Origin of the sequence: Streptomyces sp. NPDC058371, from assembly GCF_042723265.1 — a bacterium.
In the GTDB taxonomy this organism is placed as follows: domain Bacteria; phylum Actinomycetota; class Actinomycetes; order Streptomycetales; family Streptomycetaceae; genus Streptomyces.
The window spans coordinates 263,078-288,789 of sequence record NZ_JBHXJC010000012.1 but is presented as its reverse complement, the minus strand read 5'-3'; the positions used below and the strand labels follow the sequence as shown (position 1 = coordinate 288,789).

At 69.9% G+C, this 25,712-nt stretch carries 19 protein-coding genes; 8 read left to right on the top strand and 11 right to left on the bottom strand.

Going from position 1 to position 25,712, the window contains the following annotated elements; genetic code table 11:
* Positions 1–151 precede the first annotated feature (151 nt).
* The 5 genes from ACFWM2_RS30080 to ACFWM2_RS30060 form a co-directional block, all read right to left on the bottom strand.
* Positions 152–814, bottom strand: a complete 663-nt coding sequence (locus tag ACFWM2_RS30080) for a hypothetical protein (protein ID WP_383286456.1) — start codon at positions 812–814, stop codon at positions 152–154.
* A 144-nt stretch (positions 815–958) separates the two neighbouring features.
* Positions 959–1,342, bottom strand: coding sequence for a TIR domain-containing protein (locus ACFWM2_RS30075; RefSeq protein WP_383286454.1), 384 nt, complete (start codon positions 1,340–1,342; stop codon positions 959–961).
* Entirely contained in the window at positions 1,279–1,647 is a 369-nt protein-coding gene (locus tag ACFWM2_RS30070; protein WP_383286495.1) for a replication initiator, read from the bottom strand. Before ACFWM2_RS30070 ends, ACFWM2_RS30075 begins: the two co-directional genes overlap by 64 nt.
* 132 nt (positions 1,648–1,779) lie before the next feature.
* Positions 1,780–2,865 (bottom strand): hypothetical protein, encoded by a 1,086-nt coding sequence (locus ACFWM2_RS30065; RefSeq protein WP_383286452.1) that lies wholly within the window; start codon positions 2,863–2,865, stop codon positions 1,780–1,782.
* A gap of 29 nt (positions 2,866–2,894) precedes the next feature.
* Positions 2,895–3,275, bottom strand: coding sequence for a HEPN domain-containing protein (locus ACFWM2_RS30060; protein WP_383286450.1), 381 nt, complete (start codon positions 3,273–3,275; stop codon positions 2,895–2,897).
* A 1,495-nt stretch (positions 3,276–4,770) separates the two neighbouring features.
* On the opposite strand from ACFWM2_RS30060, the gene ACFWM2_RS30055 reads away from it, so the two are divergent.
* From ACFWM2_RS30055 to ACFWM2_RS30045, 3 genes are all read left to right on the top strand, one after another.
* Positions 4,771–5,259 (top strand): DUF4265 domain-containing protein, encoded by a 489-nt coding sequence (locus tag ACFWM2_RS30055; RefSeq protein ID WP_383286493.1) that lies wholly within the window; start codon positions 4,771–4,773, stop codon positions 5,257–5,259.
* A gap of 532 nt (positions 5,260–5,791) precedes the next feature.
* Positions 5,792–6,244, top strand: coding sequence for a hypothetical protein (locus tag ACFWM2_RS30050; protein ID WP_383286448.1), 453 nt, complete (start codon positions 5,792–5,794; stop codon positions 6,242–6,244).
* Between the two features lie 45 nt (positions 6,245–6,289).
* Positions 6,290–6,568 carry a hypothetical protein gene (locus ACFWM2_RS30045; RefSeq protein ID WP_383286491.1) on the top strand — a complete coding sequence of 93 codons (279 nt, stop codon included), beginning with the start codon at positions 6,290–6,292 and terminating at the stop codon, positions 6,566–6,568.
* A 1,142-nt stretch (positions 6,569–7,710) separates the two neighbouring features.
* On the opposite strand, the gene ACFWM2_RS30040 is transcribed toward ACFWM2_RS30045, so the two are convergent.
* Entirely contained in the window at positions 7,711–9,399 is a 1,689-nt protein-coding gene (locus ACFWM2_RS30040) for a DUF885 domain-containing protein (RefSeq protein ID WP_383286446.1), read from the bottom strand.
* 501 nt (positions 9,400–9,900) lie between these two features.
* Here ACFWM2_RS30040 and ACFWM2_RS30035 point away from each other — a divergent pair.
* Positions 9,901–10,896 carry an ATP-binding cassette domain-containing protein gene (locus ACFWM2_RS30035; protein WP_383286444.1) on the top strand — a complete coding sequence of 332 codons (996 nt, stop codon included), beginning with the start codon at positions 9,901–9,903 and terminating at the stop codon, positions 10,894–10,896.
* A 48-nt stretch (positions 10,897–10,944) separates the two neighbouring features.
* Positions 10,945–11,766 (top strand): ABC transporter permease, encoded by an 822-nt coding sequence (locus ACFWM2_RS30030; protein WP_383286442.1) that lies wholly within the window; start codon positions 10,945–10,947, stop codon positions 11,764–11,766.
* An 88-nt stretch (positions 11,767–11,854) separates the two neighbouring features.
* On the opposite strand, the gene ACFWM2_RS30025 is transcribed toward ACFWM2_RS30030, so the two are convergent.
* Positions 11,855–15,103: a BTAD domain-containing putative transcriptional regulator gene (locus tag ACFWM2_RS30025; protein WP_383286440.1), complete on the bottom strand. Its 3,249-nt coding sequence runs from the start codon at positions 15,101–15,103 to the stop codon at positions 11,855–11,857.
* 164 nt (positions 15,104–15,267) lie between these two features.
* Complete coding sequence (gene pepN / locus ACFWM2_RS30020; RefSeq protein WP_383286438.1) at positions 15,268–17,841, bottom strand: aminopeptidase N; 2,574 nt, start codon at positions 17,839–17,841, stop codon at positions 15,268–15,270.
* A 184-nt stretch (positions 17,842–18,025) separates the two neighbouring features.
* On the opposite strand from pepN, the gene ACFWM2_RS30015 reads away from it, so the two are divergent.
* Together ACFWM2_RS30015 and ACFWM2_RS30010 are read left to right on the top strand one after the other, a co-directional pair.
* The gene (locus ACFWM2_RS30015) at positions 18,026–18,460 is read left to right on the top strand and encodes a (2Fe-2S) ferredoxin domain-containing protein (RefSeq protein ID WP_383286436.1); all 435 of its coding nucleotides are present in this window, start codon (positions 18,026–18,028) and stop codon (positions 18,458–18,460) included.
* Positions 18,461–18,643: 183 nt separating this feature from the next.
* The gene (locus ACFWM2_RS30010) at positions 18,644–20,707 is read left to right on the top strand and encodes an NAD-binding protein (protein ID WP_383286489.1); all 2,064 of its coding nucleotides are present in this window, start codon (positions 18,644–18,646) and stop codon (positions 20,705–20,707) included.
* A gap of 235 nt (positions 20,708–20,942) precedes the next feature.
* Here ACFWM2_RS30010 and ACFWM2_RS30005 read toward each other — a convergent pair whose 3' ends face one another.
* On the bottom strand, positions 20,943–22,847 hold the full coding sequence (locus tag ACFWM2_RS30005) for a prolyl oligopeptidase family serine peptidase (RefSeq protein ID WP_383286434.1): 1,905 nt from the start codon (positions 22,845–22,847) through the stop codon (positions 20,943–20,945).
* A 122-nt stretch (positions 22,848–22,969) separates the two neighbouring features.
* On the opposite strand from ACFWM2_RS30005, the gene ACFWM2_RS30000 reads away from it, so the two are divergent.
* The gene (locus tag ACFWM2_RS30000) at positions 22,970–23,788 is read left to right on the top strand and encodes an SURF1 family protein (RefSeq protein ID WP_383286432.1); all 819 of its coding nucleotides are present in this window, start codon (positions 22,970–22,972) and stop codon (positions 23,786–23,788) included.
* On the opposite strand, the gene ACFWM2_RS29995 is transcribed toward ACFWM2_RS30000, so the two are convergent.
* Both ACFWM2_RS29995 and ACFWM2_RS29990 read right to left on the bottom strand, forming a co-directional pair.
* Positions 23,758–24,810, bottom strand: a complete 1,053-nt coding sequence (locus ACFWM2_RS29995; protein ID WP_383286430.1) for a hypothetical protein — start codon at positions 24,808–24,810, stop codon at positions 23,758–23,760. The two genes, ACFWM2_RS30000 and ACFWM2_RS29995, sit on opposite strands and share 31 nt — an antisense overlap.
* A gap of 83 nt (positions 24,811–24,893) precedes the next feature.
* Positions 24,894–25,472, bottom strand: coding sequence for a SigE family RNA polymerase sigma factor (locus ACFWM2_RS29990; RefSeq protein WP_383286428.1), 579 nt, complete (start codon positions 25,470–25,472; stop codon positions 24,894–24,896).
* Between the last annotated feature and the right edge of the window lie 240 nt (positions 25,473–25,712).

Here is a 25,712-nt window from a genome sequence, read left to right as displayed (position 1 = left end):
CTCGAAGATCATGGCCCCAACGTCGTGCTTTAACGGGCAGGTCCACAGACTGCCCGACGCGCCGGAAGCTTACGGGGCCATGATCACTCGCCCCATGGCAGCTCCAGCCCAAAGTCGCTCCGCCGACCTATTCGTTACGCGGAGTCGGATATTAAACGCGCCAAGCACCACAAGCGATGAGGGCGGAGCCGATAGCGGCCAATCCATAGAGGATCATCAGCAAATTGGGGGCCCAGATTTCGCGAGAGGTAAAGGATCGGTAGACCTTCGGGTTCATTCCCCGCTCCAGCGCTTCCCACTCTGCGTAGAAAATAGCAGCTGGGAGAAATCTCTCGATACGGTTAATTACGGCGAACTTGCCGGTGTTTAGTTGCCCGAATGAGATAATTAGACTCTTCCATGCATGGGCGAGGATGAAGCCTGTGAGAGCGATCAATAGAACGCCTAGCGCCTTCAGCTCCTCTTTCCCTCCTGCCTTGATGAAGAATCCGAGCCCCGTCAGGATGGCGCCGTTGACAGTGATGAAGAAGGTATTCACCCCTTGCCTTCTGTTGACCAGACTTTCGGAGCTTTGCACCATGATTTTATAGAGTTCGAATAGTCGCTCACCCTCTTCCGGAGTGTCGGGTACACCGTAGGGAAGGAGGGCGTTACTCACGGGATCCGCCGGTCCGGATGCGCTGGCGACTTTTCTGATGGCCCGTACAAAGACGGCGTCCTGGCGTTGGACAGCTGCAGTGAGTTGGCCAAATGGCCGAATGGAAGCGTGTGCCGGGTCTTGTTGAATCTGCCAGGCAGACCAGGTGTCATGCACGTCCGACGCTGTGACGTCAACGCCCTTCGTTAAGGCTAGGACTGCGTAGAGGTTGAACAAATCGTCAACGTTGCCGGACGGGAGCGCAGATGGAGGAATCTCGGCCCTGATGGCTCCGGCTACTTGCTCTAGGTAATTCACCCATCACACCCAAGTGGACAGCCAGGTCGAAATCTGCGAGAAGTTCCAGCGAATGACAGCCGATGACGGAATGCCGTCCGGAACGCGATGCGTTTTGTCTGAGGAAATCTGGATCCCGAAGAGGTAATGATTCTGGTTGATCGTCTCTCTGATCTCCCAATCCACCGCTTCTGATTGGTAAGTCGTGGGGCCAATCAAGACGATTGTCCCCTTAGTTTGAGCAATGCGAAGCCTGCACTGCGTCTTCCATGAGGAATCGAAAGGGTCTTGGACTGAGTAGTCGACAAAATCGACTTCATTTCCTGGATTTCGAGCGTGTTCTTTCAGGAAGTCCCGAGCCCAACGATCTTCCATCTGAAAGCTAATAAATGCCCTAGGGCGTGCCATCTTCGACCTCTTTCTCGTAGCGGGAGCAGTCTAGCGCTCGGTCGTTCGGCCAACCTTGCGGTTTGCAGTTGACCAATCCCTGAGGTAGCCAGCCGGCGGCTAGAGGCGCAGCGGGAGGCGCGGCTGTTGCCGCAGGCGACGCGCAGGCGTCCGCACAGCTCGCTTTCGGCGGAGTAGTGGTGTGGGATCTCGCCGGTAACCTTGCCGTTGGCGAGGGTCCGGCCGGTCAGGTAGATGGGGTCCGCGCAGCCGCCGGTGCGGCAAATCTGTCCGTACCAGCGGTCGGAGTCACGGGCCGAGGCCATCCTCAGCAGGCCGAGGGTGACCGGGTCGTGGAGCAGGTCAGGCACGGACCAAAGCCTGCCCGAGTTGCCAACTAGCGTACGGCCCCCGGATCGTGCTAGATCCGAGACTGGGCAGGCCACCGGCCAAACCCGCTACGCCTCGGTCGCCTTTCGGATGGATTGAGCAGTGCGCTCCCAGGCGTCGATGTCGGCGATGGCCTTGCGCATGTTGGCTACTGCGCCATTGATCTTCTTTCCCGGACCTCGGAGTTGCCTGCTGAGTGAACCCATACCTTCTGCGGCAGTGCCGAAGGAGTTCAGCCCTTCCATGCCTTCGCGAGATGATTCAGCCATGCTGATCAGTTGGTCCAAGAACTCGCTCCAACCTTCCGGTCGGTCATCTGGATCAGCGGTTTGAATGATTTGGAGAAGGGCTCTCACTCCATCATTGATCGAGTTCATGTGGACCGCGAAACTTGCAGAAGCCTCTTCAAGTTTCTCAACGGGGCCCTTGATGTTTGCTGCATACTTGGCGACAAGGGCTAGGCGACTGCTGTTTGGGACGCCCGACTGATTCGCCTTCTCCATCTCAGCACCAGAAAATTCTGTGACCATGCCGATTTGCTCGATGGCCTCAGTGATGCCATTGGCATCGTCGACCATGGATTGCAGTCCGTCCTCGACTTCCCCCATCGTTTCCAAGAGGCCGGGGGCATCGTCGTCGGGCTCTGTCGCACCTGAAATGTCGGGCGGCGGGAGTTCTACCTCTGGCTTCCCGCTTTGCACGTCTCGCCAGACTCGCGTAGCCGTAAGAGGGTCCTGCCCGTCCAGCAAGCCAGCCTGCAGCGCCCTCTCAAGCTCGTTTCTTGCATCGATCAACCCGCGCGGCGAGCGAGAGAACTGAATAGTGCGAATTGCTGTGATGTCGAAGGGGAGCTGACCAAATTCGCCAATCTGGATAGTGAGCTTGCCTGTCGTGTGGCGCAGGCCTAGTTCGTACATGACGTTCGGGTTTCCGCTGCTTACGTCCGCGATCACCACGTCATCTTCCAGCAGGTGTCGAAAAACCTGCTCGGTAATCTCGCCCGCTACGGCGATTTGATCAGCCCTCACTGGGTCGATCCCGACTTTTTGGCAGGCTCCTTGAATTACCTCTTCGAAAACTTGCAACGAATCTTCGTAGACCTGTCGCCCGTGGTCACCAATCGGAGCAAACTTATTTCCGATGGGGCCAATCACGAAGCATCGAACCATTATAGAGGTCCCACCTATCTTCCGTTCTGCCTAATCCAAGCCTTTATAAACTCAATCAGTCTTTCGGCGTGTTTGTAAGTGTCTTCCGCCTCCTTTCCGGGGCATCTTGCAGGTGAGTATTGCGCCTTAGTCTTGACCCTTAACGCCTTTTGCAGATGGCGCGAAACCGTTGCGCCCGCGCTTCCACATTTGCGTAATAAGGAAAGTGCTTCAGCGTGACTCTTCCCAGTAGAATATCGCCCAAGAATTTCCAAGCATAGGACATCGGATCCATTAATGGCTGCCGATACCGAGAGGCTGACAGCTGCATCGAAGCAGTCGCCAGACAGGGCAATGTCGGCCACGGTCAGAAACTCTTCGGCCTTTCGCAGTTTCGCCAAACTGTCCGGCTGCACAGGTGCAGGCTACCCACGGTCGCGCTTCCGTGTGGCCGGTATGGCCAGGTCAAGGTGAAAGGACCGAAGGGTGATCGGAGAGGTGGCCGCTTCATGTCTTACATGTCGAGTGCCCATGCTGCTGTCCCGGGTCGCCCTCGGCCATCCGCCGCATCCCGAGGTCACTCGACGACAACCGACAGTGACAGTCAATCTACAGCCGCCGAGGGCCGTCCGGACCGCCGAAGTGGGCATGTCGGAGTCGGCAGGCATTGTGTCGCCAAGCCGCACGACCACCCAGGTCAGCGGTCCCCTGCGGGCGAACTAACGGTGCGCCTTCTAAACCCTCCTGCCACGCCCAGCCAGAGGGCTTGCCGCATCATCTAAGCGCCTGCCTCTGCCGGCAGTCGCAGCTACTCGACGGTCATGACCCGCCCGGTGCGAAATCACCCGAACACAGTGCTACGCCGGACAGCGCACGATACTGAGCGCAGCTGAGGGAGAAGGGCTGCCGGCGATGTTGCGGCGGTGGGCACAGCGGCGTTACGACAAAGCTCAGGCGGAGTACTGGCGGAGCATCGAGCCCACACTTGTGCCTGGAGAACGAAAGATTGCCAGTGCACCCGCACGGAACCTGTGGGACGGTCCGCAGGATGGAGTCCTCTTCCTCACGGACCGGACCATCTACTGGGGTGCTTGGCTGGGACAGGGCAGACAGACCAGACCCATGTTCGCGCAGGACCTTCGACAGTGTCCGAGTGCGCGCATGGGTAAGCAGGGCACATTGGACATAGCCGTGAGTGGCGAGCACGTTGGAGCGTTCGCCTCGTTTACGTCAGCCCCCGGCGCCCAGTGGGGCTTCACTGAGTTCTGCACGAGCGTCGGCCAAGCCATGGATGACAGCAGAGAGCTGCCGCCAGCCGCGGACACACCTGCTAGCAATGCGCGATGAGTGTCTAACTGCGTGACAACGCCGACGAACGGGGGCGGACAACCGCGCGCAGCTGCGGACAGTCGCAGCAGGTGAGCCAGTCACCGGCCCAAGGTCAACAGACCGCCCAAGTTGCTTCGGGACGAAGAGGTCGTGGGTTCAAATCCCGCCACCCCGACAGCTGAAACGCCAGGTGAAGGGCCTGATCCTCTCTGAGGATCGGGCCCTTCCTGCGTCTCCGGAGATGGTTTGGGAGAACCTGGAAGAAGATCTTGGTCGGGATCTCCCAGGCGGCCCCGCATCTCGCAACCAGCGCACGTCAACCGTCCCACCGCTGAACCTGTGCGTTCGCCAATCGGTACCCAAGGTGCCCGCAACAGGGGACGGCGGAAGTTGGCCCGCGTATTCGGCATTCCCTCACCTGTAGAACCCACTTACCGTCGCGATCACGCAACCGGGGGATGGGCATGGCTACTGAGGCAACGAGTTGGCAGAAGGAGCAGGTCGGTCGCGCGTACGTGCACGCCTTGGCAACGCAAGGCGACCAGCGCAGCCCCGGTGAGAAGCGCCGTTTCCGGGCGGCGCATGATGCCGGTCATGCAGAGCACGGTCGAGAAGATCAAGGTCTGGTTCCGGTTCGTTCCTCGCGAGGGTTGGTTCCCGCAGGACACAGAGGGCCTGTGGGCAACGAAGATCGGCGATGACACAGCCATCGTGCAGAACATCCCCTTCCTTCAGGACGGGGTCGCTGAAGGTGACGTGGTTCGGTATCAGACCGATGCCGACGGCCTCCACTGGGCCGTTGGGCGAGTCAGCACCGCCGGCAACTGCACGATTCGCGTCGTGCCTGTCCCTGCCGGCCCCTTGGGCCGCAGCCCCCAGGCGGTGCATCAGCGCCTGTCGGCGTTCGGGCTCGGAGGCGAGGTCTTCAGCGAGGACTTCCCCATGGTGGCCTTCACCGCACCGGCCGACGCGGACTTCGCCGGGATCAAGGCGCTCCTGCATCAAGGGCAAGAGGAAGGGTGGTGGCACTACGAAGTTGGCTGTGGCACCGAGGAGTGGCGGAATGCCTGATCTTTGCGGGACGTCCTCCGCCGGCGAAGACATTCCTCCCCCGAGCCGCCCCGGGTCCTTCGCGCTGGCCACCGCTCCGGTGCGGACTCTTCCGCCGGAGTGACTATGACCGACTTCCCTCATGTACTTGCCGCCTGGTGCAGCGACCAAGGAACCGGCGTCCGAGCAGCGGCAATCGGCTGTGAGCTCGGTACCTCTTCGGCCGACGGCCGGAGCGAGGCGAGCCCATGGGTGACCCTCAGCACCAATGCCCGACTCGCCACCGTCACCGTCTGGACACCGGCGAAGCAGAACTCGACCACGCAGACGTCGAGAGCGGTCAGGGCCACCCTGAGCACCGCCTCCTCCAGACAGAGGAGGATCTCTTCAACGCGCTGTCAGGACTCGTGCAGTGGATGCGATCTCCAGCGCATTGAGCGGACCGCAGCGTGGTCCGAGGCCCCTGCCCCCTCCACCCCACAGATCCCTCGCGGGGAGCGGCCGTCGCGAAACCCGGACGACAGGCCCCATCTCCGCCCGCCAGAATCCGAGCATGTCCACCGACATGAGCGGAATGATCGAGTGCAGGCCAGGAGCCCGGATCTGGGGCGAGGACGACGAGGACGCCGTCTGGACGGCCGCCATCGACCTGTTCCTCCTCAACACCGGCAATGCCTACGACGCACTCGCCTGCCTCTTCGGGGTGCGTAACTCCTTCGGGTTCCAGCCGCTGGCCGAAGATCGCGGCCTGCCGGAGGATGTCTCCGACGGGGTGTGTGCGGCCTTCATCGCACACCTCGGACCGGGGTACTCCCATGGCACCACCTGGATCACCGGGGCCGAACTGACCGCTGCCAACTGGGACGAGACCGACAACTCCGGTGCACGCAGCCGTCGCGCGGTCGCGGGCGACGCCACCCACTGGGGACCGGTTTGGGAAGTGATGCGGACACTGGGTGGGCTGCACGGCCCGGAGAACGTACGGCTCGTCGTCTGGTTCGATTGACCATCGAGCTGTCGGAGGACAACAGCGGTGGGCCAGGATGAGCTGGTGACGCGATGGTTCCGCAGCTACTGGGACGAAGAAGACACGTGGTTCTACTTCGAGGTCGGCGACGACGGTTGGGTGAGCCGGCAGGTCGAACTCGAAGGGCCTGCTCGGCGACCCATCGCAGCCGCGTCGGCCGAGGACGGCGATGCCCGGTACGGGTTCACTGCCGAGTCGCCCGTCAGCGATTGGGAGGGGCACGTCGAGGAGCCGCTGACCTTCGAGGAGTTCGAAGACGTCTGGGCCGCAGCCCGGAGACACCTCACGGCCCCCGAAGCCTGACATGTCAGCCGACGACATTCAGTTCGGCGGAGTCGCAGCTCGTCGTTCCGGCAGGGCGCAGCGGCGATCGCGCGCGTCACGCATGTCGGTCGGCGGTTCCCTCCACGGCCGGGCCGATGCCGACGGGAAGGTGGGACACCGCCATGGCGACTGTCTCTCCGGCCGTGGCCGTGATTGCTCCGGGTGAGCTCCCGCAGTCGTGTGATGCGTCCAGTCCAGGGTTGGCTCCGGTCCAGGGGCCGGGGCCAGTCCAGGGGTTGGGTCCGGTCGCGGCCCGCTGGATCGCTTCGGGGCAGCATCCGTATCCGGCTGCTCGCCGATCTGGACACGAACAACTCTGGGGCGAGTCGACCGCGGTGACCCGGCTCGCCCCAGACCAAGAAGCAACTGCCCTGAGCCGGAGGGCTTTTGCATGGCGCCGAGGCGGTCGTGCAGAGGCATGCCCAACCCCTTGGCGAATCGGCTTGGCCGCCTGCTTTACTCCGCGCATGATTACGGGACTGTGTGCCGTCGTCGGCATGGTGATCGGGACGCTTCTCGTGGCGCGGCGAGCGCGACGAACAGCCACCCAGGCCGAAGCAGGGGAGGCAGTCTTCTTCCAGGTCGGGGCCAACCTGCCGGACGAGGGGCGCCGATACAGCCCTGGCCGGGTACGGGCTGGAGGCAAGTTCCAGTGGAAGCCTCGCTGGTCATGGACGCGGCTGCGTGAACTCCCGGGAGATCTGCGCTACATCCGTGCACGCCAAGCGACCTTCCGCGAAATGCTGCGGCTGCCAACTAGGGCGCTGGTGATCGAGTGTGAATCGTCTGACGGGCCTGTACGGCTGTGGGCCCACCCCGAACAGGCGGTGCACGTTGCGGAGTTGATCCGGCGTACGAGTGCCTCGAACTTGTCGAGACCTTAGCCGGGAGGGCGGGGCTGCCTGCGGAGGCATTGAAGGGTCGTACCCGTCACGTGCCCGATAGTCGATAGCCAATAGACCGGGGAACCGTGGATGACCAGGGTCAGCCACGGCCAAGGGGCAACCGAGAGCCTCTGACCGGTCCTGCTGGGCAGAGGCTCTCAACCACTTTGGTGGGTGCGGGTGCGGGGGGCTGGATTTGGGCCCACGACAGCTCCGCTACGACGCCGCCGCAACCGGTCAGAGCTGGGACAGCTCGTTCACCAGGTCGTCCAGGCCCAGTGAGCCCTGGGAGAGGGCCGCCATGTGCCAGGCCTTCGGGTCGAAGGCGTCGCCGTGCCGCTTCATTGCGTTCTCGCGGCCCAGCAGCCACGCCCGCTCGCCGAGTTTGTAGCCGATCGCCTGGCCCGGCATCGTCAGATACCGGGTCAGCTCGTTCTCCACGTACGCCGCCGGGCGGCTGGTGTGCGCGCCGAAGAACTCCTGCGCCAGCTCCGGTGTCCACCGCTCGCCCGGGTGGAAGGAGGAGTCCGCCGGTATCTCCAGTTCCAGGTGCATGCCGATGTCCACGATGACCCGGACGGCCCGCATCATCTGCGCGCCCAGATAGCCGAGCCGCTGCTCCGCGTCCTTGAGGAAGCCCAGTTCGTCCATCAGCCGCTCCGCGTACAGCGCCCAGCCCTCGGCGTTGGCGCTGACCATGCCGACCGAGGCCTGGTAGCGGGAGAGGTCGTCCGCGACATGTGCCCACTGGGCGAGCTGGAGGTGGTGGCCGGGGACGCCCTCGTGGTACCAGGTGGAGACCAGGTCGTAGACCGGGAAGCGGGTCCTGCCCCCCGTCGGCAGCCAGGTGCGGCCGGGGCGGGAGAAGTCCTCCGACGGGGACGTGTAGTAGGGCGACGGGGCGGTGCCGGCCGGGGCGATGCACGCCTCCACCCGCCGTACTCGCTCGGCGAGTTCGAAGTGCGTGCCGTCCAGCTGCTCGATCGCCTCGTCCATCAGGCCCTGCAGCCAGTCGCGGACCTCGTCGACGCCCTCGATGTGCTTGCCGTGCTCGCCGAGGTAGGCCAGCACCGCCCACGGCGACTCGGCGTCCGGCAGGATCTTCTCGGCCTCCGTCTTCATCTCGGCGAGCAGCCGGTGGTACTCGGACCAGCCGTACGCGTACGCCTCGTCCAGGTCCAGGTCCGTGCCGTTGTAGAAGCGCGACCAACGGGCGTAGCGCTCGCGGCCCACCGGGTTCGGGGCGCCCTCGACCGCGGGCGCGTACACGTCGCGCATCCACTCCCGCAGCTCTACCACGGCGGCGGTGGCGCCCCGGGCCGCATCGTCCAGCTCCGGGCGCAGCGCCTCGGGGCCGGCGGCGGCGAAGTCGTCGAACCAGCCGCGCCCCTCGCCCGTGTCCGCCCACTCGCCGAGCTGCACGACGAACGCGGCCGTCGGACGCGGAGCCGCGTGCAGTTTGCGCTCCAGCCCCAGGGCCAGGGACTCGCGGTAGCCCGCGAACGCCGCGGGCACCGCGCGCAGTCGCTCGGCGATGCGCGCCCAGTCCTCGTCCGTCTCCGTCGGCGTCATGGTGAAGATCTGGCGCACCCAGTACGCGACGGTGGCCATGTTGCCGACCGAACGCAGGCCCTCCTCGGCCTCGTGCACGGCGAGTTCGGCGGTGAGGCGCTCGCGCAGCAGCCGGGCGCAGCGCCGCTCCACGTCGGTGTCCCCGCCGGGCCGGCGCTCCGCCTCGTCCAGCCGGACGAGCGTGGCCCGCGCCAGCGCCGCGAGAGCCTCCTGCCCCGCGGGCGACAGATCGGGCAGGCGGCTGGAACTCTCCTGCACGCCGAGCACCGTGCCGGTGACCGGGTCGAGGGCTATGAGCTCGTCGACGTAGGCGTCGGCGACCTCACGGGGCAGCGGGCTCTTGGTCTCGGACATGCCGACATCCTCATACGGGCACCGGCGCCACGTCAGCCGCTTCGGCGGGCCCGGTACGGAGGCGGCCGGATCGTACCGAGGGCGGCCTGATTTCACAGAGGGCGTGGTCGCGGGCGCGGCCCACACGAGAGGTGGTGCGTGGCCGCGGACCACTCGAGAAGTGGTGCGTGGCCGGCGCCGGCAGGTCGTTCCCCGGCCATCCACGAAGCCCGACCGTCGTCGGAGGAGGAGGCGGCGGAGGTGGAGGAGGTGGAGGAGGAGTCGGCGGCGGCGGCCGCGTGAGTGTCCTCTGCGTGACGCCGCCCGCGTACACCGGAGGGCAGACGCGAACGAGTGCGAACCGTCGGCCTAGGCAGATGCCGGGCCTGTTCGCGGAGGCGTCCGAGCGCCGCTGACAGCTGTCGGCGGCCGCTGTCAGTGGGCCGGCCGGGGGCTGTCAGCGGGGCCCGGCATCGTCAGGGTCGTCGAGAACGACGAGGACCTGACGAGGAGTTGTTGAGCATGGCGTATGCGATCCGGGCCGAGGGACTGGTCAAGAAGTACGGCGACTTCACCGCCCTGGACGGCGTCGACCTGGAGGTGCCGGCCGGCAAGGTCGTCGGCGTCCTGGGCCCCAACGGCGCCGGCAAGACCACCACCGTGCGCATCCTGGCCACGCTGATGCGCCCCGACGCCGGGCACGCCAGCATCGGCGGCCACGATGTCGTGAAGGACCCGGTCAGAGTCCGGCAGTTGATCGGGCTGACCGGTCAGTACGCCTCCGTGGACGAGGCGTTGTCCGGCGCCGAGAACCTGGTGCTCATCGGGCGGCTGCTCGGCCTGTCCCGGCGCGACGCGAGGGCGCGGGCCGCCGAGCTCCTGGAGAAGTTCTCCCTCACCGAGGCGGCCCGCAAGCCGATCGCCACCTTCTCCGGCGGCATGCGACGGCGTCTGGACCTGGCCGCCTCCTTGGTCGGCCGGCCCCAGGTGCTCTATCTGGACGAGCCCACCACCGGCCTGGACCCGCACGCCCGGCAGGAAGTCTGGGATGTCGTACGGCAGTTGGTCGCCGACGGCTCCACCGTGCTGCTCACCACCCAGTACCTGGAGGAGGCCGACCAGCTCGCCGACTCGATCACCGTCTTCGACAAGGGCCGCAAGGTCGCCGAAGGCCGGCCCGGTGAGCTCAAGCGGCGCGTCGGCGGCCAGATCCTCCAGGTCCGGCCCGCCATGGCCGCCGATGCGCCGCAAGTGGCGCAGGTGCTCGCCGAGTTGTCCGGCCACTCGCCCGCGCAGGACTCCGGCGTACTCACCGTGCCGGCCGACGACCCGCTGCTCGTCGCCGCGGTCGCCCGCCGACTGGACGGCGCCGGCATCACGGCCGACGAACTCGGTCTGCGGCTGCCCAGCCTCGACGAGGTCTTCCTCGCCCTGACCGGACACGCGCCCGCCGTCACCGACGAACAACCCGTCAGCGAAGGGCAGCCCGTCGGCGACGGCCGGCCCGTCGGCGTCTGAGCACCCGGCTCTCCCGTTCCGCGCAGACATCCCCGAGAGGACCCCGTCATGAGCACCCAGACCCTCAGCGTCCCCGCCCACACCGAGCTCTCCGGCCGTATCGGCCTCGCGCAGACCACGCAGCACAGCCTCGCCCTTGCCGGCCGCGGCGTCACCAAGTTCATGAAGTCGCCGATGCAGCTGGTCGATGTGATCCTCACCCCGATCATCAGCCTGCTGATGTTCATCTACCTGTTCGGGGACGCCATGTCCGGCGGGGACACCCACGGCTATCTGCAGCACGTCACCCCGGGCGTCATGGTGATGGCCGTCTTCCAGGCCAGCATCGGCATCGGCGCCTCGCTCAGCGCGGACGCCAGTACCGGGATCTTCGACCGGTTCCGCAGCATGCCGATCGCCCGCTCCAGTCCGCTGATCGGCGCCGTCCTCGCCGACATCGTCCGCTACGTCGCCTGCCTGGGCACCCTGGTCGTCCTGGCCCTGGTCATGGGATACCGCGTCGAGACCGACCCGGTCGCCTCGCTCGCCGCGGTCGCCCTGCTCATCGGCTTCGCGCTCAGCTTCTCCTGGATCTCGGTGTACCTCGGCATGCTGATCAAGAACCCCGCCTCGGTGCAGGGCCTGATGACCATCCTGATCCTGCCGCTCACCTTCGCCAGCAACGTCTTCGTCTCCGACAACAAGATGGCCGGCTGGCTCCAGGCCTGGTCCGACGTCAACCCCGTCTCCCTGGTGGCCGACGCGGTCCGCGGCCTGCTCAACGGCGGCCCGGTCACCGACTCGCTGCTCGGCAGCCTCGCCTGGATGGCCGGTGTGATCGTGGTCTTCTTCCCGCTGGCCATGCGGGCCTACCGCAAGAACGCCGGATGATCCACCGGTGACAAGCCCGGCCGGGCGGAATCCGCACTCACGGGGGTGCGGATCCCGCCCGGTCGTCCGCATGACCGCGTCCGGCTCGTCAGATCGGGGGCACCGCGCGCAAGGTCTCCGCCTCCAGCCAACGAAGGGCGTCCTCACGGGAGTACGCGGCCCCGTCCTCGTACGCCTTCTTGAAGCCGTCCTCGCCCAGCGTCGCCACGATGCGGTCGACCAGCTCGCGCCACTCGGGCTCGCCCCAGTCGAAGGCGCCGCGCATCACCTGGCTCATGCCGAGCGACCTGGCGCCGTCTTCGGGAGCGCCCTCCAATGTCCGTAGGCCGCCCAGCAGTTCGGCCGCCCAGGCGAGGGCGGCGCCCGCTCCCTGGCCGAACAGGGCGCCGGCCGCCTCGGGCAGCAGGGTCCTGGCCCGCACGGCGTTCCCCTCCGCGAGACGGTTCTCGATGCGGGTGCTGACGACCAGGTCGCGGGCCAGTTCCCTGAGGGAGGGGCGCCGGGCGCTCAGCGCCTCGAGACGGTCGAGGGTGGCGTCGGACTGCGCCAGGTCACCGGCCCTGCGGTGCACATTGGCCAGCCCCACCAGGATGTTGGCCTCCAGGCGCAGCTGTCCGTGCTCGCGGGCCTGCCGGTGTGCGGCGTGCAGATCGCGGAAGGCGCCGGCCAGGTCGCCGCTGCGCCGGCGTTCGCGGGCGAGTCTGGCCTTGCTGAGGTAGAGGTAGTCCTCGGTGCCGAGTTCGGAGCTGAGTGCCACGGTCCGTTCGAAGGTGGCGATGGCCTGGGGGTACTCCCCGCGCAGGGAGTGGTCGCGGCCGATCGGGAGCAGGCTCATCACGATCCCCCAGCGGTCACCCACCTCCTCGAAGCCGCGCAGGGCCTCGATCCGGGACTCGGCGCCGGTGACCAGGTCGCCCTGTTCGGTGAGGGCGAAGTCCCGTGCCAGGTGGGCGCCGGCCCGCACCCAGGGGTCGGGCGACTGGAGAGGGTCCTGGTCCGCGGTACCGCCCGGGCCCGACACGCCTGCGGGGAAGGAGACTTGGGACATCCGCAGGAGCAGTACGGCCGGATGGAACTCACGCGCCGTCGCCGAGTCGCCCTGGGCCGCCGTCCGTTCGCCGGCCCCTGTCCGTACGGAATCCCGTGTCCCCACGGAGTCCTCCGACCGTACGGAATCCCGTGCCGCTACGGAGTCCCCTGACCGTGCGGAGCCCCCTGCCCCTCCGGAGCCCCCCGTCCGTACGGAACCCGGCCCGGCGACCTCCGCCAGATACGTGTCGAGCTGGGTGCTCATCCCCCTGATCCCCCAGTACCAGAACATCGCCCCGGCGAAGCGGGCGGCGAGGTTCCCGTCCCGGGCGTCGACGACCGAGCGCAGCGCGAGGACGAGGTTGTCGTGTTCGGCGTCGAAGACCTCGATCGCACGCAGCTGTTCGCGGGTACGGAGGCGGGGTTCGTGTTCTTCCGCGAGGGCCAGGAAGTACGCGGCGTAGCGCCTGGTGACGGCGTCCCCGGACTCGGCGGCGGCGAGCTGCCTCGCCGCGTACGCCCGTACCGTCTCCAGCATCCGGTAGCGCGGCTCGCCCGCCCCTTCGTCGACGGCGGTGACCAGCGATTTCTCGACCAGGGCGTCCAGGACGTACGGGATGTCGACGGCCGGCAGCGAGGGGTCCGCGCAGACCGCTTCGAGCGCGGGGACGGTCGCGCCACCCGGGAACACCGACAGTCTGCGGGCGAGGGTCCGCTCGGGCTCGTCGAGCAGGTCCCAGCTCCACTCGACGAGCGCGAGCAGGGTGCGCTGGCGGGGCAGCGCGGTGCGGCTGCCCGAGGCGAGGAGGCGGAAGCGGTCGTCGAGGCGGCGCGCGATCTGCTCGACGCTCATGGAGCGGAGCTTCGCCGCGGCCAGTTCGAGGGCGAGCGGCATCCCGTCGAGCCGTCGGCAGACCTCGACCACGGCGTCGAGGGTCGAGTCGTCGAGCGTGAACTCCGGCCGGACTCCGGCCGCCCGGTCGACGAAGAGGCGTACGGCGGGTGACTGCGCGGCCTCGGCGGGCTCCGGTGATCCCGTCGGTACGTCGAGGGGGCCGAGGTGGCACAGGGACTCGCCGGTGATGGCGAGGGCCTCGCGGCTGGTGGCGAGGATCCGCAACTCCGGCAGCTGGTCCAGGAGTTCGGCGGTGAGTTCCGCGGCCGCCTCGACGAGGTGCTCGCAGTTGTCGAGCAGGAGCAGGGCGTCGCCGCTGCCGAAGAGCCCGGCCATACGCTCGACCGGGGTGGCCCGCTGCCCCTGCCCTGCGTCGTAGAGGCGGCCGTCGGTGGAGCTGAGGGCGCCGAGCACCGCGTCGGCCAGCTGGTCCGGTGCGCTCACACCGGCGAGCGGCACGAACCAGACCCGGCCGCGCGCATGGGCGCGGTCCCGGGTGGCCGCTTCCAGGGAGAGCCGGGTCTTGCCCGCACCGCCGGGGCCGACGATGGTGACGAGCCGGGTGTGGGCCAACTGCACGCCGAGCCGGTCCAGTTCACCGTCACGGCCGACGAAGCTGGTCAGCCTGGCCGGCAGGCGGCTCGCGGCGGCCTCGGCCCGCCCGACGGGCGTCTCCAACTCGCCTCGCAGCAGCGCCAGATGGATGTCCCGCAGCTCGGACGACGGAACGACGCCGAGTTCGTCGTCGAGCCGCTTCCGTATCTCCTCGTACACGGCGAGGGCGTCGGACTGCCGTCCGGCCGCGGACAGCGCCCGCATCCGCAGCCCGGCGACCCGCTCGCTCAACGGCCGCTCGGCACCGGCCACTTCGAGGACGGCCAGCACCTCTGCGTACCGCCCGAGCCGCAGCTCGGCAGCGCAGCGGTCCTCGGCCGCCGCGGTCCGCAGACCGTCGAGCCGGGTCGCGACGGGCCCGGCGAACGGGGCGTCGAGGACATCGGCGAGCGCCGCGCCCCGCCACAGCCCGAGCGCCGCCGCGAGCAGCGAGGCCGCCTCGCCGGCCCGCCCGGCGGCGAGTTCCCGCCTGCCGCGAACGGTCAGATCCTCGAAGCGGTGCACGTCCACGTCCTCGGCCCGCACCGTGAGCCGGTAACCGCCGGACGCGGACTCCACCGCCGCCGACCCGCGCAGTGCCCTGCGCAGCCGGGACACCAGCGCCTGCAGCGCGTTGACCGCGTCGGCGGGCGGCTCCTCACCCCACAGGCCGTCGACGAGCGAGTCCACGGACACCGTCCGGCCCTCTTCGAGGGCGAGCCTGGCGAGGAGCATGCGCAGCCGGACGCCTCCCACCTCGACCGGCGTCACATCATCGGCGTACACCTGAATCGGTCCAAGCAGCTCTACGCGCACCATGGCGGCCTCCCCCTCAGGACCGACCGGCCCCTACCGTGTCGATCACCCCTCCAACGCCGGGTCAGCATCACCCACCGGGCATTCCCGGTAAAGGGTCTTCGTCGGCGTCCGCGCCCATGGCCGGCCCCGGGGAACCGGAACCGGCCGGCCCGCGGCGTCCGTGACTACGCCCGGCCCGCCGTCCCGGCGCGAGTACGGAGCATCCGGGACACGACGTCGGCGCGGTCCAGGAGGAGGTTGTGGACGACCGGCGGGGCGGGCTCGGCCGCGGTGCGGGCGGCGGTGAGGAACGCGGTGTCGATCGCGTAGGGCGGGAAGAGGCGGCCGGTGAAGACCATGGCGGGCGTCATGCCGCCGAGGGACAGGTGCGGGACGAGATCGAGGAAGCGCTGGGGGTAGGGGGCGAGGACGGCGTCCTGGCCGGGGCGCCAGAACGCGGTCGCCACCTGGCTCACGGCGGCGATCGGGACCGCACGGTCCAGCGCCAGCCGCTGCCAGACCTCGGCCTTCGCCGCCGCGTCCGGGAGGGCGGCCCGTACCGTCAGCGTGCGGATCCAGGCGTCCGGGTCGGGGTCGCGGTCCAGGAGGGCGGCGGCGCGGGCGTCGACGGTCGTGTCGCCCAGTTCGGCCCTGCGGGTCAGCAGGCGCCAGTGGAGGTCGACGTCGTCCTCGGCGTACTGCTGGAGCCGGGCCAGGTCGTCCGGGTCGGTAGCGGTGCGGGCGAGTCCGCGCAGGGCGACCTGTCGGCGGCCCGGGTCCTGCGCGAGGTCCCGGCAGGCGGCGGCCACCAGCGCGGTGAGCCCGGCGCGTTGGGCCTCCGGGGCCCACAGGTCGGCGATGTCCGCGGCCAGCGTGAGGTACGGCTCGATCACCGCGTCCGAGGTCTCGGCCGCGAGGACGGCCGTGACGCAGCGGCCCGCCTCGGCGGCCGTCGCCTCCCCCGTGATCAGCAGGTCCCACACCGTCGCGACGGCCACACCCCGGGAGATGGCCGTGGGCAGCTCGTGCGCCGCCGCGAGAAGGGTCTCCCGGTCCTGGTGGCCGGGCCGCGTGGTGGCGAAGGTGAGGTCGTCGTCGTTGAGGAGGATCAGGTGCGCCTCGTCCCCGAGGGGCAGCTCCAGGGGCGTACGGGCCCCGTGCACCTCGGTTGTCACCAGCGCCGTGCGCTCGAGGCCGTCGCCCCGGCGGGCGTAGACGCCCACGGCCAGCGCGTGCGGGCGCGGGCCGGTGGCGGGTCCCTCGGCGACCAGGACACCCGCGTCGCCCGCCCGCTCCAGCGTGAGCCGGTCCGTGCCCGCCGTCTCCAGCCAGCCCGTGCGCCACGCGTCCAGGTCACGGCCGGCCGCCTCGGACAGCGCCTCGATCAGGTCCTGGAGCGTGGTGGTGCCCCAGGCGTGGCGGGCGAAGTACGCGGTCATGCCGGCCACGAAGGCCGCCTCGCCCACGTACGTCATGAGCTGCCGCAGGACGGAGGCGCCCTTGGGATAGGTGATGGCGTCGAAGATCGTGCCCGCCTCGGCGACGTTCTCGATGGGCTGGCGGATCGGGTGCGAGGTCGGCCCCTGATCGGCGAGATACGCCCTGAGTTTGCCGACCGCCAGATGGCCCGCCCAGGCGTCGGTGTGCGAAGTGGCGCGCTCCGCGGCCCAGTTGCAGGCGAACTCGGCGAACGCCTCGTTCAGCCACAGGTCGTCCCACCAGCGCATCGTGACGATGTTGCCGAACCACATGTGCGCCAGCTCGTGGAGCAGCACCTTGGCGAGGAGTTCGCCCTCCGCCGGCGTCGGCGCGGACCGGCGCAGGAAGTCGTCCGCCCAGGTGACGCAGCCGTAGTTCTCCATCGCCCCGCCGTACTCGGGCACGAAGACCTGGTCGTACTTGCGCTGCGGGAACGGCATTCCGAACATCTCGGCGAAGAAGTCCAGCCCCTGCCGGGTGAGCGTGAAGATCTCCTCGGCGTCGCGTTCGAGGACGGCCGCCAGCGAACGGCGGGCGAAAACACCGAGGTCGTGGCCGCCGCTCTCGCGCCGGATCTCGTGGAAGGGGCCGGCGTTGACGACCGTGTTGTACGGCGACAGGGGCGGGGTGTCCGGGAACGCCCAGCGGCGTGCCGCGCCGAGCGTCTCGACGTGCGGGTCACCGGAGTTGCTCGTGACCGTCCACGCTTCCGGGGCGGTCACCGTGAACGCGTGCGGCGCCTTGAGGTCGGGCTGGTCGAAGCACGCCCACACGAACCGCGCCTCGTCCGGTTCGAAGGACATCCAGACGTACACCTCGCCGTCGGCGGGATCCACGGCCTTGTGCACGCCCTCGCCGGCGGTGGTGTTCGCCTGGACGCTCTCCACCCGCAGCACGTTCCGCCCGGCGAGGGAGGGCAGGGGGATCCGGCCGTCCTCGGAGGGGGTGAGCGGGACGCCGTTGAGCGTGGCGCTCAGCACCTGCGCGGCGCAGTCCACGAACGTCTCCGCGCCCGCCTCCCGGCACTCGAAGGTCACGGTGGACACGCATCGCACCTCCGGGCCGGCCGACAGGCCGGTGAGGTCCACCGTCACGTCGTACCGCTCGACGGCGAGGAGTGCGGACCGCCGCTCGGCTTCGATCCGGGTGAGGCTGCGCGGGGTCGTCGCTCCCGCGCGTGCGTCTTCCTCGGTGCCCTGCTTGCCGGCGTCGGTGCCCTGCGCGCCCTCTTCGGTGCCCTGCTTGCGCTCATCGGTCCGCTGCTCGCCGCGCTCCGGCATGTCCACCCGTCCCCCGTGTCCGTCGGCCCCGTGTCCGTCGGCCCCCATGGCCTTCGGTCACTCTGCCACGGTGGGGGTGACCGCATGAACCGGTTTCCGGGGCGGTCTCGTACGGTGGCGGTCGGTGACGCGGGGCACGGTCTCGCGCGGATCCCCTCGACATCCCTCGCGAAAGGTCCCCCCGGTGACAGTCAACGCCCCGCGCCGGCAGTCTCGTCCGGTCGCCGTCGGCGCCGCCGCTTCCCGGCCCTGCACCCTGGTCGTCTGCCGCGGTTGCTGCTGCGGCGATCCGCGCAAGTACCCGGAGACCGACCACGCCTGGCAGTTGGAGCGGCTGCGGGCCGGTGCCGACGCGTCCGGCGGGCGGTTCGCCGTCCGTACGACGGACTGCCTCGGCCCCTGCGACCAGGCGAACGTCATCGTCGTACAGCCCTCCGCGGCCGGCCGGCGACAGGGCGGCCGGCCCACCTGGATCGGCTTCGCCATGGACGACGACTGCACCGAGGAGCTGCTGAGCTGGGCGGCCGCCGGAGGGCCGGGGGTTGCGGAGCCGCCGGTCGCGCTGGAGCTGCAGTTCGTCCGGCCGCCGCGCGAGGCCAGGTCCCGCGCGCGGCGGTAGGCGGCCGCGACCCGTCCACGTCAGCCCGGAGCGTGTCCGAACGGCCTTATGTGCGCGGGCGGTTCGGTCCCCGCGCGCCGGCGACGGCCCCGCCGGTGTGGAACCGGTGGTCCCCGTGGGGCAGTCTTCTCCCTTGTGGCGACCCTTCCGTACCAGAGCGAACCGCCCGACGCCGCCGCGCACATGGTGGTGTGCGGCGACGACGGCCTGGCGCACCGGCTGGCCGCCGAGCTGCGGAGTGTCTACGGCGAGCAGGTGACCCTCGTCGTACCGCCGGCCGCGCGCCGCGTGCAGCCACCGACGGTGGGACGGGCCCGCGCCACAGCCCTGTTCGACCGGGTGTCCGCCGCCGTGACCCGCGCCGCCGGCAACGGCAACAGCAACGCCGATGCGGGGGCCGGCCGTACGACGGGAAACCGGGATCCGGTGGCCGGCCGCACGACCGGGAACCGGGACGCGGGGCCCGGCCGTACGACGGGGAACGCGGGAGCCGGCCGTACGACGGGGAACGCGGGAGCCGTGCGGGCCTCCGAACCCCCCGGTGCAGAGCGGGTGTTGGAGGCCGGCGAGGCCACCGAGGCCGTACTCGCCGAAGCCGGTGTGGAGCGGGCCGCCGCGCTGGCGCTGGTGTACGACGACGACGAGACGAACATCCGGGCCGCGCTCACCGCCCGACGGCTCAATCCGCGGCTGCGGCTGGTCCTGCGGCTCTACAACCGGCGTCTGGGCCAGCACATCGAGGCGCTTCTCGACCAGGCCTCGGCGCTGGCGGCGGCGGACCTGGCGGAGGACCCGGACAACCCGGAGGGCGTCGACGGGTTCGACGCCTCCACCACCGTCCTCTCCGACGCCGACACGGCCGCGCCCGCGCTCGCCGCGACCGCCGTTGCCGGCACCAGCAAGGTCGTCCAGACGGACGGGCTGATGCTGCGTGCCGTCGAACGGCAGCCGCCGGGTCCCGGGCAGGTCGCCGACCCCGGCCTGTGCACGCTGGCCCTGCTGTCCGCCACGACCAACGACCCGGCCGGCGCCGACGGTTCCGAGAGCAGCGGCGAGCAGGGACCCCGGCTGCTGCCCGACGAACGGGCGGTGGCCGCGGCGACCGGACGCGGGACCGTCGTCCTGGAGACGGTGTCCTACTCGGGTCCCGCGCTGCCCGCCGGACGCAGCGTCGTGCCGTTCGCCGCGCTGCTGTCACGCCGGCTGCGCTGGTCGTTCGCCGGATTGGTCGCGTGCGTGGTCGCGCTGGCGGTGGCGTCGATGGCGGTCACCGACGAGGGCCCGCTGCACGCCACTTATCTGACTCTGCTCGACCTGTTCGCCATCAACGACCCGGCCATCGGCAAGCCCCTCGGCCGGCAGCTCCTCCAACTCCTGTCCGGGCTCGTCGGGTTGTTGCTGCTGCCGGTGCTGCTGGCCGCCGTGCTGGAAGCGCTCGGCACCTTCCGCAGCGGGTCCGCGGTGCGCCGGCCACCGCGCGGACTGTCCGGGCACGTGGTGCTGCTCGGGCTCGGCAAGATCGGCACCCGGGTGCTGACGCGGCTGCGCGAACTGCACATCCCCGTGGTGTGCGTCGAGTCCGACCCGGAGGCGCGGGGCCTGGCGACCGCGCGCCGGCTGCGGGTGCCCGTGGTCCTCGGTGACGTGACCCAGGAAGGCGTCCTGGAGGCCGCGAAGATCAACCGGGCGCATGCGCTGCTCGCCCTGAGCAGCGCCGACACGACGAACCTCGAAGCGGTCCTGTACGCCCGCTCCGTACGACCCGATCTCCGCGTCGTCCTGCGCCTGTACGACGACGACTTCGCGACCGCCGTGTACCGCACCCTTCGGGCCGCGCACCCCGACGCGCTCACCCGCAGCCGCAGCGTCTCCCATCTCGCGGCGCCGGCGTTCGCCGGAGCCATGATGGGGCGGCAGATCCTCGGGGCGATCCCGGTCGAGCGGCGGGTGCTGCTGTTCGCGGCCCTGACCGTGGGCGGGCATCCGCAGCTGGCGGGACGGACGGCGGACGAGGCGTTCCGTGCGGGCGCCTGGCGCGTGCTCGCGCTGGACCGGGCGGCGTCCGGGGGACGGCAGGCCGACCCCGCCGCGGACACCCCGGCCGGGGGCGACCGCCCCTCGGGGCTGGTCTGGGACCTGCCCCCCGCCTACCGGCTGCGCCCCGAGGACCGGGTGGTGCTGGCAGCCACCCGCCGGGGCCTCGCGGAGCTGCTGGGCCGCCGACCCCGGGAGCGGACGGGGACCTAGCGGGTGTCCGTGCGAGCGGGGAGCGCGGCACGCGCCTCCCCGGGAAACAGGCGCCCCGAACGGACCGGGGCCTCGCGGAACTGCTGCGCCGCCGACCCGGGGAACGGACGGGGACCTAGCGGGTGTCCGTGCGAGCGGGGAACCCGGCGTGCGCCTCCCTCGGACAGGCGCCCCGAACGGCCCGGGGCCCGGCACGCCCTCCCCCAGGCAGCCCCCGGAGATTCCCGTCCCGGCGTCACCCCCGAAGGTGGCGCTCCGCGAAGTCCAGCTCCAGCCTGACCTGCTTGATGCGTTCGTCGACGACGAGGGAGCCGTGGCCCGCGTCGTAGCGGTACACCTCGTGGACGGCTTCGCGGGCCGCGAGGCGGGCCACGTAGTTGTCGATCTGGCGGATGGGACAGCGCGGGTCGTTGACCCCGGCCGAGATGTAGACCGGGGACTTGACCGCGTCGACATAGGTCAGCGGGGAGGAGGCCTCGAAGCGCTCGGGCACCTCCTGCGGGGTGCCGCCGAGCAGCGTGCGGTCCATGGCCTTCAGTGCCTCCATCTCGTCCTCGTACGCCGCCACGTAGTCGGCGACCGGGACGGCGGCGATGCCGAGGGTCCACGCGTCCGGCTGCGTGCCCAGGCCGAGGAGCGTGAGGTACCCGCCCCAGGAGCCGCCGGTGAGGATCAGCCGGGAGGGGTCGGCGAGCCCGGACGTCACCGCCCACTCGCGCACCGCCGCGATGTCCTCCAGCTCGATCAGGCCGACCCGGTGCTTGAGGGCGTCCGTCCACTCCCGGCCGTATCCCGTGGAGCCGCGGTAGTTGACCCGGACCACCGCGTATCCGTGGTCCACCCAGGCTGCTGGGCCGGCCGCGAACGAGTCGCTGTCGTGCCAGGTCGGGCCGCCGTGGATGTCGAAGACGGTGGGCAGCGGGCCGGTCGCCCCGACGGGCTTCTGGACCAACGCGTGGATGCGGCCGCCGGGCCCGTCCACCCATACGTCCTCCACGGCCACGGACCCCGGGGACTTCAGGCCGGGCGGGTCCAGGACCACCTCGCCGCTCGTCGAGCGCACCGCCGACGGCTCGGCGGCCGACGACCACAGGTACTCCACCGTGCCGTCCGGGCGGGCGGTGGCTCCCGACACCGTGCCGGCCGGGGTGGGCACGCGGACCAGCTCGCGGGTCGCCAGGTCGTAGCGCCACAGCTCGCTGCGGGCCTCGAAGCTGTGCGAGACGAGGAGCGCGGAGCCGTCGGGATACCACTCGGCGCCCACGTCACCGGGCAGGTCGAGGGCGAGGTCGGTCTCCTCGCCGGACGCCACGTCCCACACCAGCGGCTCCCAGCGGCCGCGCCGCTGGTGCCCGATGAGCAGCCGGGTGTCCCCGTCGACCGGGGCGAAGCCCAGCACCTCCAGGCCGAGCTCGACCGTGCCGCCCTCGGTGTCGTCGAGCTCGGCGACCGGGGAGCCGTCGGGCCGCAGCACGCGCAGCGCCGAGTGCATCGCGTCGCCGTGCTCGGTGTGCTCGATGGCGATCAGGGAGCCGTCGTGCGAGAAGTCGCCCACGCCCGCGGACTCCCGGTGCCGGTAGAGCTCCACGGTGGGCTCGCCGGTGCGGGCCAGATGGATCGTCGAGCCGTCCTCGTCCGTCGAGCGGCCCACCACCGCCGTACGCCCGTCGCGGCCGATGGCCAGTCCGGCGGGGTAGGAGGGTTCGAGCCCGGGAACCGCGGGCTCGTCGACATCGACCGGGCTCGCGCCGGCCGGGACCCCGCCGGCCGGGGCGTCGGTGAACCGCCGGCGGCGCCAGATCCCGAACTCGTCGCCGTCCTTGTCGTCGAACCACCAGATCCACTCGCCGTCCGGCGAGAGCACGCCGTCCGTGGTGCCGTTCGGCCGGTTCGTGACCTGGCGCTGCTCTTTGGTCGCGCGGTCCCACGCGTACAGCTCGTACGTCCCCGTCGCGTTGGAGACGAACAGGGAGCGGTGCGGGGCGTCCTCCGCCCAGTCCGGCAGGGACACCCGCGGCGCCCGGAAGCGCTGCTCCCAGTCGGGCACGGAACCGGCTCCCGAGGAGGACCCCTGCTTCCCCTCGGCCCCGTGCACCTGCCCAGACCCGAACTCCTGCGTGGACCCGTTGCTGTCAGTCATGGCCCCATAGTGCCTGGCCCTTCCGACAATGCGCTGACGGGGCCCTCAGCCTGTGGACAACTTCCCGAGCGGTACTGACCCCGCGCCCCGGCCCCGTACCCCGGCCCCGTACCGTGGAAGCCGTGTACCGGTTTCTGCTGACGCCCCGCTGGTGGGGGATCAACGTCTTCGTGCTGTTGGCCATCCCCTTCTGCGTGTTCATGGGGTCATGGCAGCTGGGCCGGTTCGAGGACCGGGTCCAGGACCACCGGACGGCGACCGAGCAGGCCGCGTCGGCCAAGACCGCGGCCGCCCGCCCGCTGGCCGAGCTGCTGCCGGTGGACCAGAAGACATCCGGCGCCCAGGCCACCGCGACCGGCCGGTACGGCAAGCAACTGCTCGTGCCCGACCGCGAGCTCGACGGCAGGCGCGGCTACTACGTGCTGACGCTGCTGCGGACCGACGGCGGCAAGGCACTGCCCGTGGTCCGGGGCTGGCTGCCCGGCGACGCGGACCCGGCGAAGGCCCCGGCCGCACCGGCCGGCGAGGTCACCGTGAGCGGCGCGCTCCAGGCGCCCGAGAGCCCGGGGGCGAACGGAGTGAGCGCGGCCGGCGGGCTGCCCTCCGGCCAGACCGGTGCCATCAGCTCGGCGTCGCTGGTGAACCTGGTGCCGTACGACCTGTACGACGCGTGGGTCACCCTCGGTCACGCGGACAGCGGGATGACGGCGGTGCCCGCGACGGCGGCGCAGGGCACGGGGCTTGACCTGAAGGCCTTCCAGAACCTCGGCTACACCGGCGAGTGGTTCGTCTTCGCCGGCTTCGTCGTCTTCATGTGGTTCCGGCTGCTGCGCCGGGAGGCCGAGTTCGCCCGGGACGCGGAGCTGGGTCTGATTCCGGTCCCGGACGAGCGGCACAGCGAGCAGGACGCTCAGGAACCGGCGAGCAGTCCGGTCCAGTAGACGGTCCCCGAGCACGCGTTGGACACGACGGTCGAGGTCGACGGTGAGCCGGCGTCCGCCGTGTACGACACGGCCACGCTGCCGTCGACCGTGCCTTCCTCCCTGACCAGCTGGGACGAGACGCCCGCGTCGGTGGACGTACCGCCGCTGCCGGTGGTGCCGTCCGTGGGCGTCGGGTCCGGCGAGGGCCCGCCGCTGCCGCCGCCGGCGGGAGGACAGGCCGCCGAGGGCACCCAGGCGAACTTCACGACGTAGGTTCCGCCCGGCTGGAGCACCAGGGAGATGGCCTCCGCGGAGGGATCGGGCAGCCCGGCGGCTCCGTCGCCCGCCGTGTGCCTCGCCGCCGTGACCTTGGACTGGTCGGCCGCGCCCAGCGCGCCCGCGCCGACGCTGCCGGCTCCGGCGACGGAGCAGGCGGTGCCGGAGACGTTCGAGATGGTGAAGCTGCCGTAGACCACACCGGCGGAGTCCGGGGAACCCGCGGCCGGCGCGGCGTTGCCCAGCTGCGCCGCCGTACAGCTCAGGGCGTCCGCGATCGAGGCGCTCGGGTTGACGCCGCCGACGGCTCCGCCGCTCGCGCCCTTGCCCTTGTCCTTGTCGCCCTTGTCCTGCTTGCCCTTGTCGTGGGACTTGCCCGAGCCGCCGGACGATCCGCCGGAGCCGTCCTGGCCCTGCCGGCCGGCACCGCCCTGGGCCTCCTCGGTGTTGCCCACCACGGAAGGGTTCGCGTTCGAACCCGACGAGTTCGAGACGTGCACGAGCGCGGGGACGGCCGTGCCGATGAAGAGCGCGGCGGCCGCCATGCCGACGACGGCCTGCCGCTTGCGGGCGCGTCTGGCCGGAACCGCCCGCCGCAGATGCTCCAGCGTGCCGTCGCTCGGTTCGATCTCCTGGACGGCGTCGTGCAGCATCCTGCGCAGGGCCAACTCGTCCGAGCCGAGCCCTTCGACGCCCTGGATGTCCGGGCCGAGTCCGTCAGGACCCTGTCCGTCCAGGTCTTGTCCGTCGGGGCCGTGATTCACAATTCCGTTCCCAGCTTGCGATTGGTTGTGCTCGTGCTCCGGGGTCCGAGGTTCCTCGGGCCGTCGCCGCTTCTCGTCGCCGCTCATGCCGCCGGTTCCTCCATGGCGACGCGCAGCGCGGCGATGCCGCGCGAGCCGTACGCCTTGACCGAACCCAGCGAGATGCCCAGCGTCTCGGCAACCTGGGCCTCGGTCATGTCGGAGAAGTACCGCAGCACCAGGACCTCGCGCTGCCTGCGCTGCAGCCCCTTCATGGCCTTGATCAGCGCGTCCCGCTCCAGCAGGTCGTACGCGCCCTCTTCGGCGCTCGCCATGTCCGGCATCGGCTTGGAGAGCAGCTTGAGACCGAGGATGCGCCGGCGCAGCGCGGACCGCGAGAGGTTCACGACGGTCTGGCGCAGATACGCCAGCGTCTTCTCCGGTTCGCGGACGCGCTTGCGCGCCGAGTGCACCCGGATGAAGGCCTCCTGGACGACGTCCTCGCAGGACGCGGTGTCGTCGAGCAGAAGGGCCGCCAGACCCAGCAGGGAGCGGTAGTGAGTGCGATAGGTCTCGGTCAGATGGTCGACGGTGGTGCCGACGGCCATCGTCTCGTCAGCACCGTCGCGCTGGTTCGGTATGCGGGCGGGCCGCGCTGCGGGCATGGGGGCGATCACCGGCATGCCGCCGGGCGCACCGGGGCTGCGGAGTCGGCGGGGTGGACGCAGGGCGCTGCCCCTTGTCTGTACCGCGGAGAAATCGAGTACCTCTGCCACGCCAGTTGGACACGTCTCCCCCCGAGAGGGTTGTACGCGTCAGGCATCGTGTTTGCTTCAGGCACCCCGTTTGACGATGCGTCAAATGCCCTCATGCGTACCAGCTCTTCCCTTGTGCCCCGTTTGCCGTGAAGTCCGGACGCCCCC

Bases quoted from the DNA above. Each gene is read 5' to 3' on its own strand.
- ACFWM2_RS30075 (WP_383286454.1), bottom strand. From the start codon at position 1,342: ATGGCACGCCCTAGGGCATTTATTAGCTTTCAGATGGAAGATCGTTGG.
- ACFWM2_RS30070 (WP_383286495.1), bottom strand. From the start codon at position 1,647: ATGGCCTCGGCCCGTGACTCCGACCGCTGGTACGGACAGATTTGCCGC.
- ACFWM2_RS30055 (WP_383286493.1), top strand. From the start codon at position 4,771: ATGATGCCGGTCATGCAGAGCACGGTCGAGAAGATCAAGGTCTGGTTC.
- ACFWM2_RS30050 (WP_383286448.1), top strand. From the start codon at position 5,792: ATGTCCACCGACATGAGCGGAATGATCGAGTGCAGGCCAGGAGCCCGG.
- ACFWM2_RS30040 (WP_383286446.1), bottom strand. From the start codon at position 9,399: ATGTCCGAGACCAAGAGCCCGCTGCCCCGTGAGGTCGCCGACGCCTAC.
- ACFWM2_RS30035 (WP_383286444.1), top strand. From the start codon at position 9,901: ATGGCGTATGCGATCCGGGCCGAGGGACTGGTCAAGAAGTACGGCGAC.
- ACFWM2_RS30030 (WP_383286442.1), top strand. From the start codon at position 10,945: ATGAGCACCCAGACCCTCAGCGTCCCCGCCCACACCGAGCTCTCCGGC.
- ACFWM2_RS30025 (WP_383286440.1), bottom strand. From the start codon at position 15,103: ATGGTGCGCGTAGAGCTGCTTGGACCGATTCAGGTGTACGCCGATGAT.
- pepN (WP_383286438.1), bottom strand. From the start codon at position 17,841: ATGCCGGAGCGCGGCGAGCAGCGGACCGATGAGCGCAAGCAGGGCACC.
- ACFWM2_RS30010 (WP_383286489.1), top strand. From the start codon at position 18,644: ATGGTGGTGTGCGGCGACGACGGCCTGGCGCACCGGCTGGCCGCCGAG.
- ACFWM2_RS30005 (WP_383286434.1), bottom strand. From the start codon at position 22,847: ATGACTGACAGCAACGGGTCCACGCAGGAGTTCGGGTCTGGGCAGGTG.
- ACFWM2_RS29990 (WP_383286428.1), bottom strand. From the start codon at position 25,472: ATGCCGGTGATCGCCCCCATGCCCGCAGCGCGGCCCGCCCGCATACCG.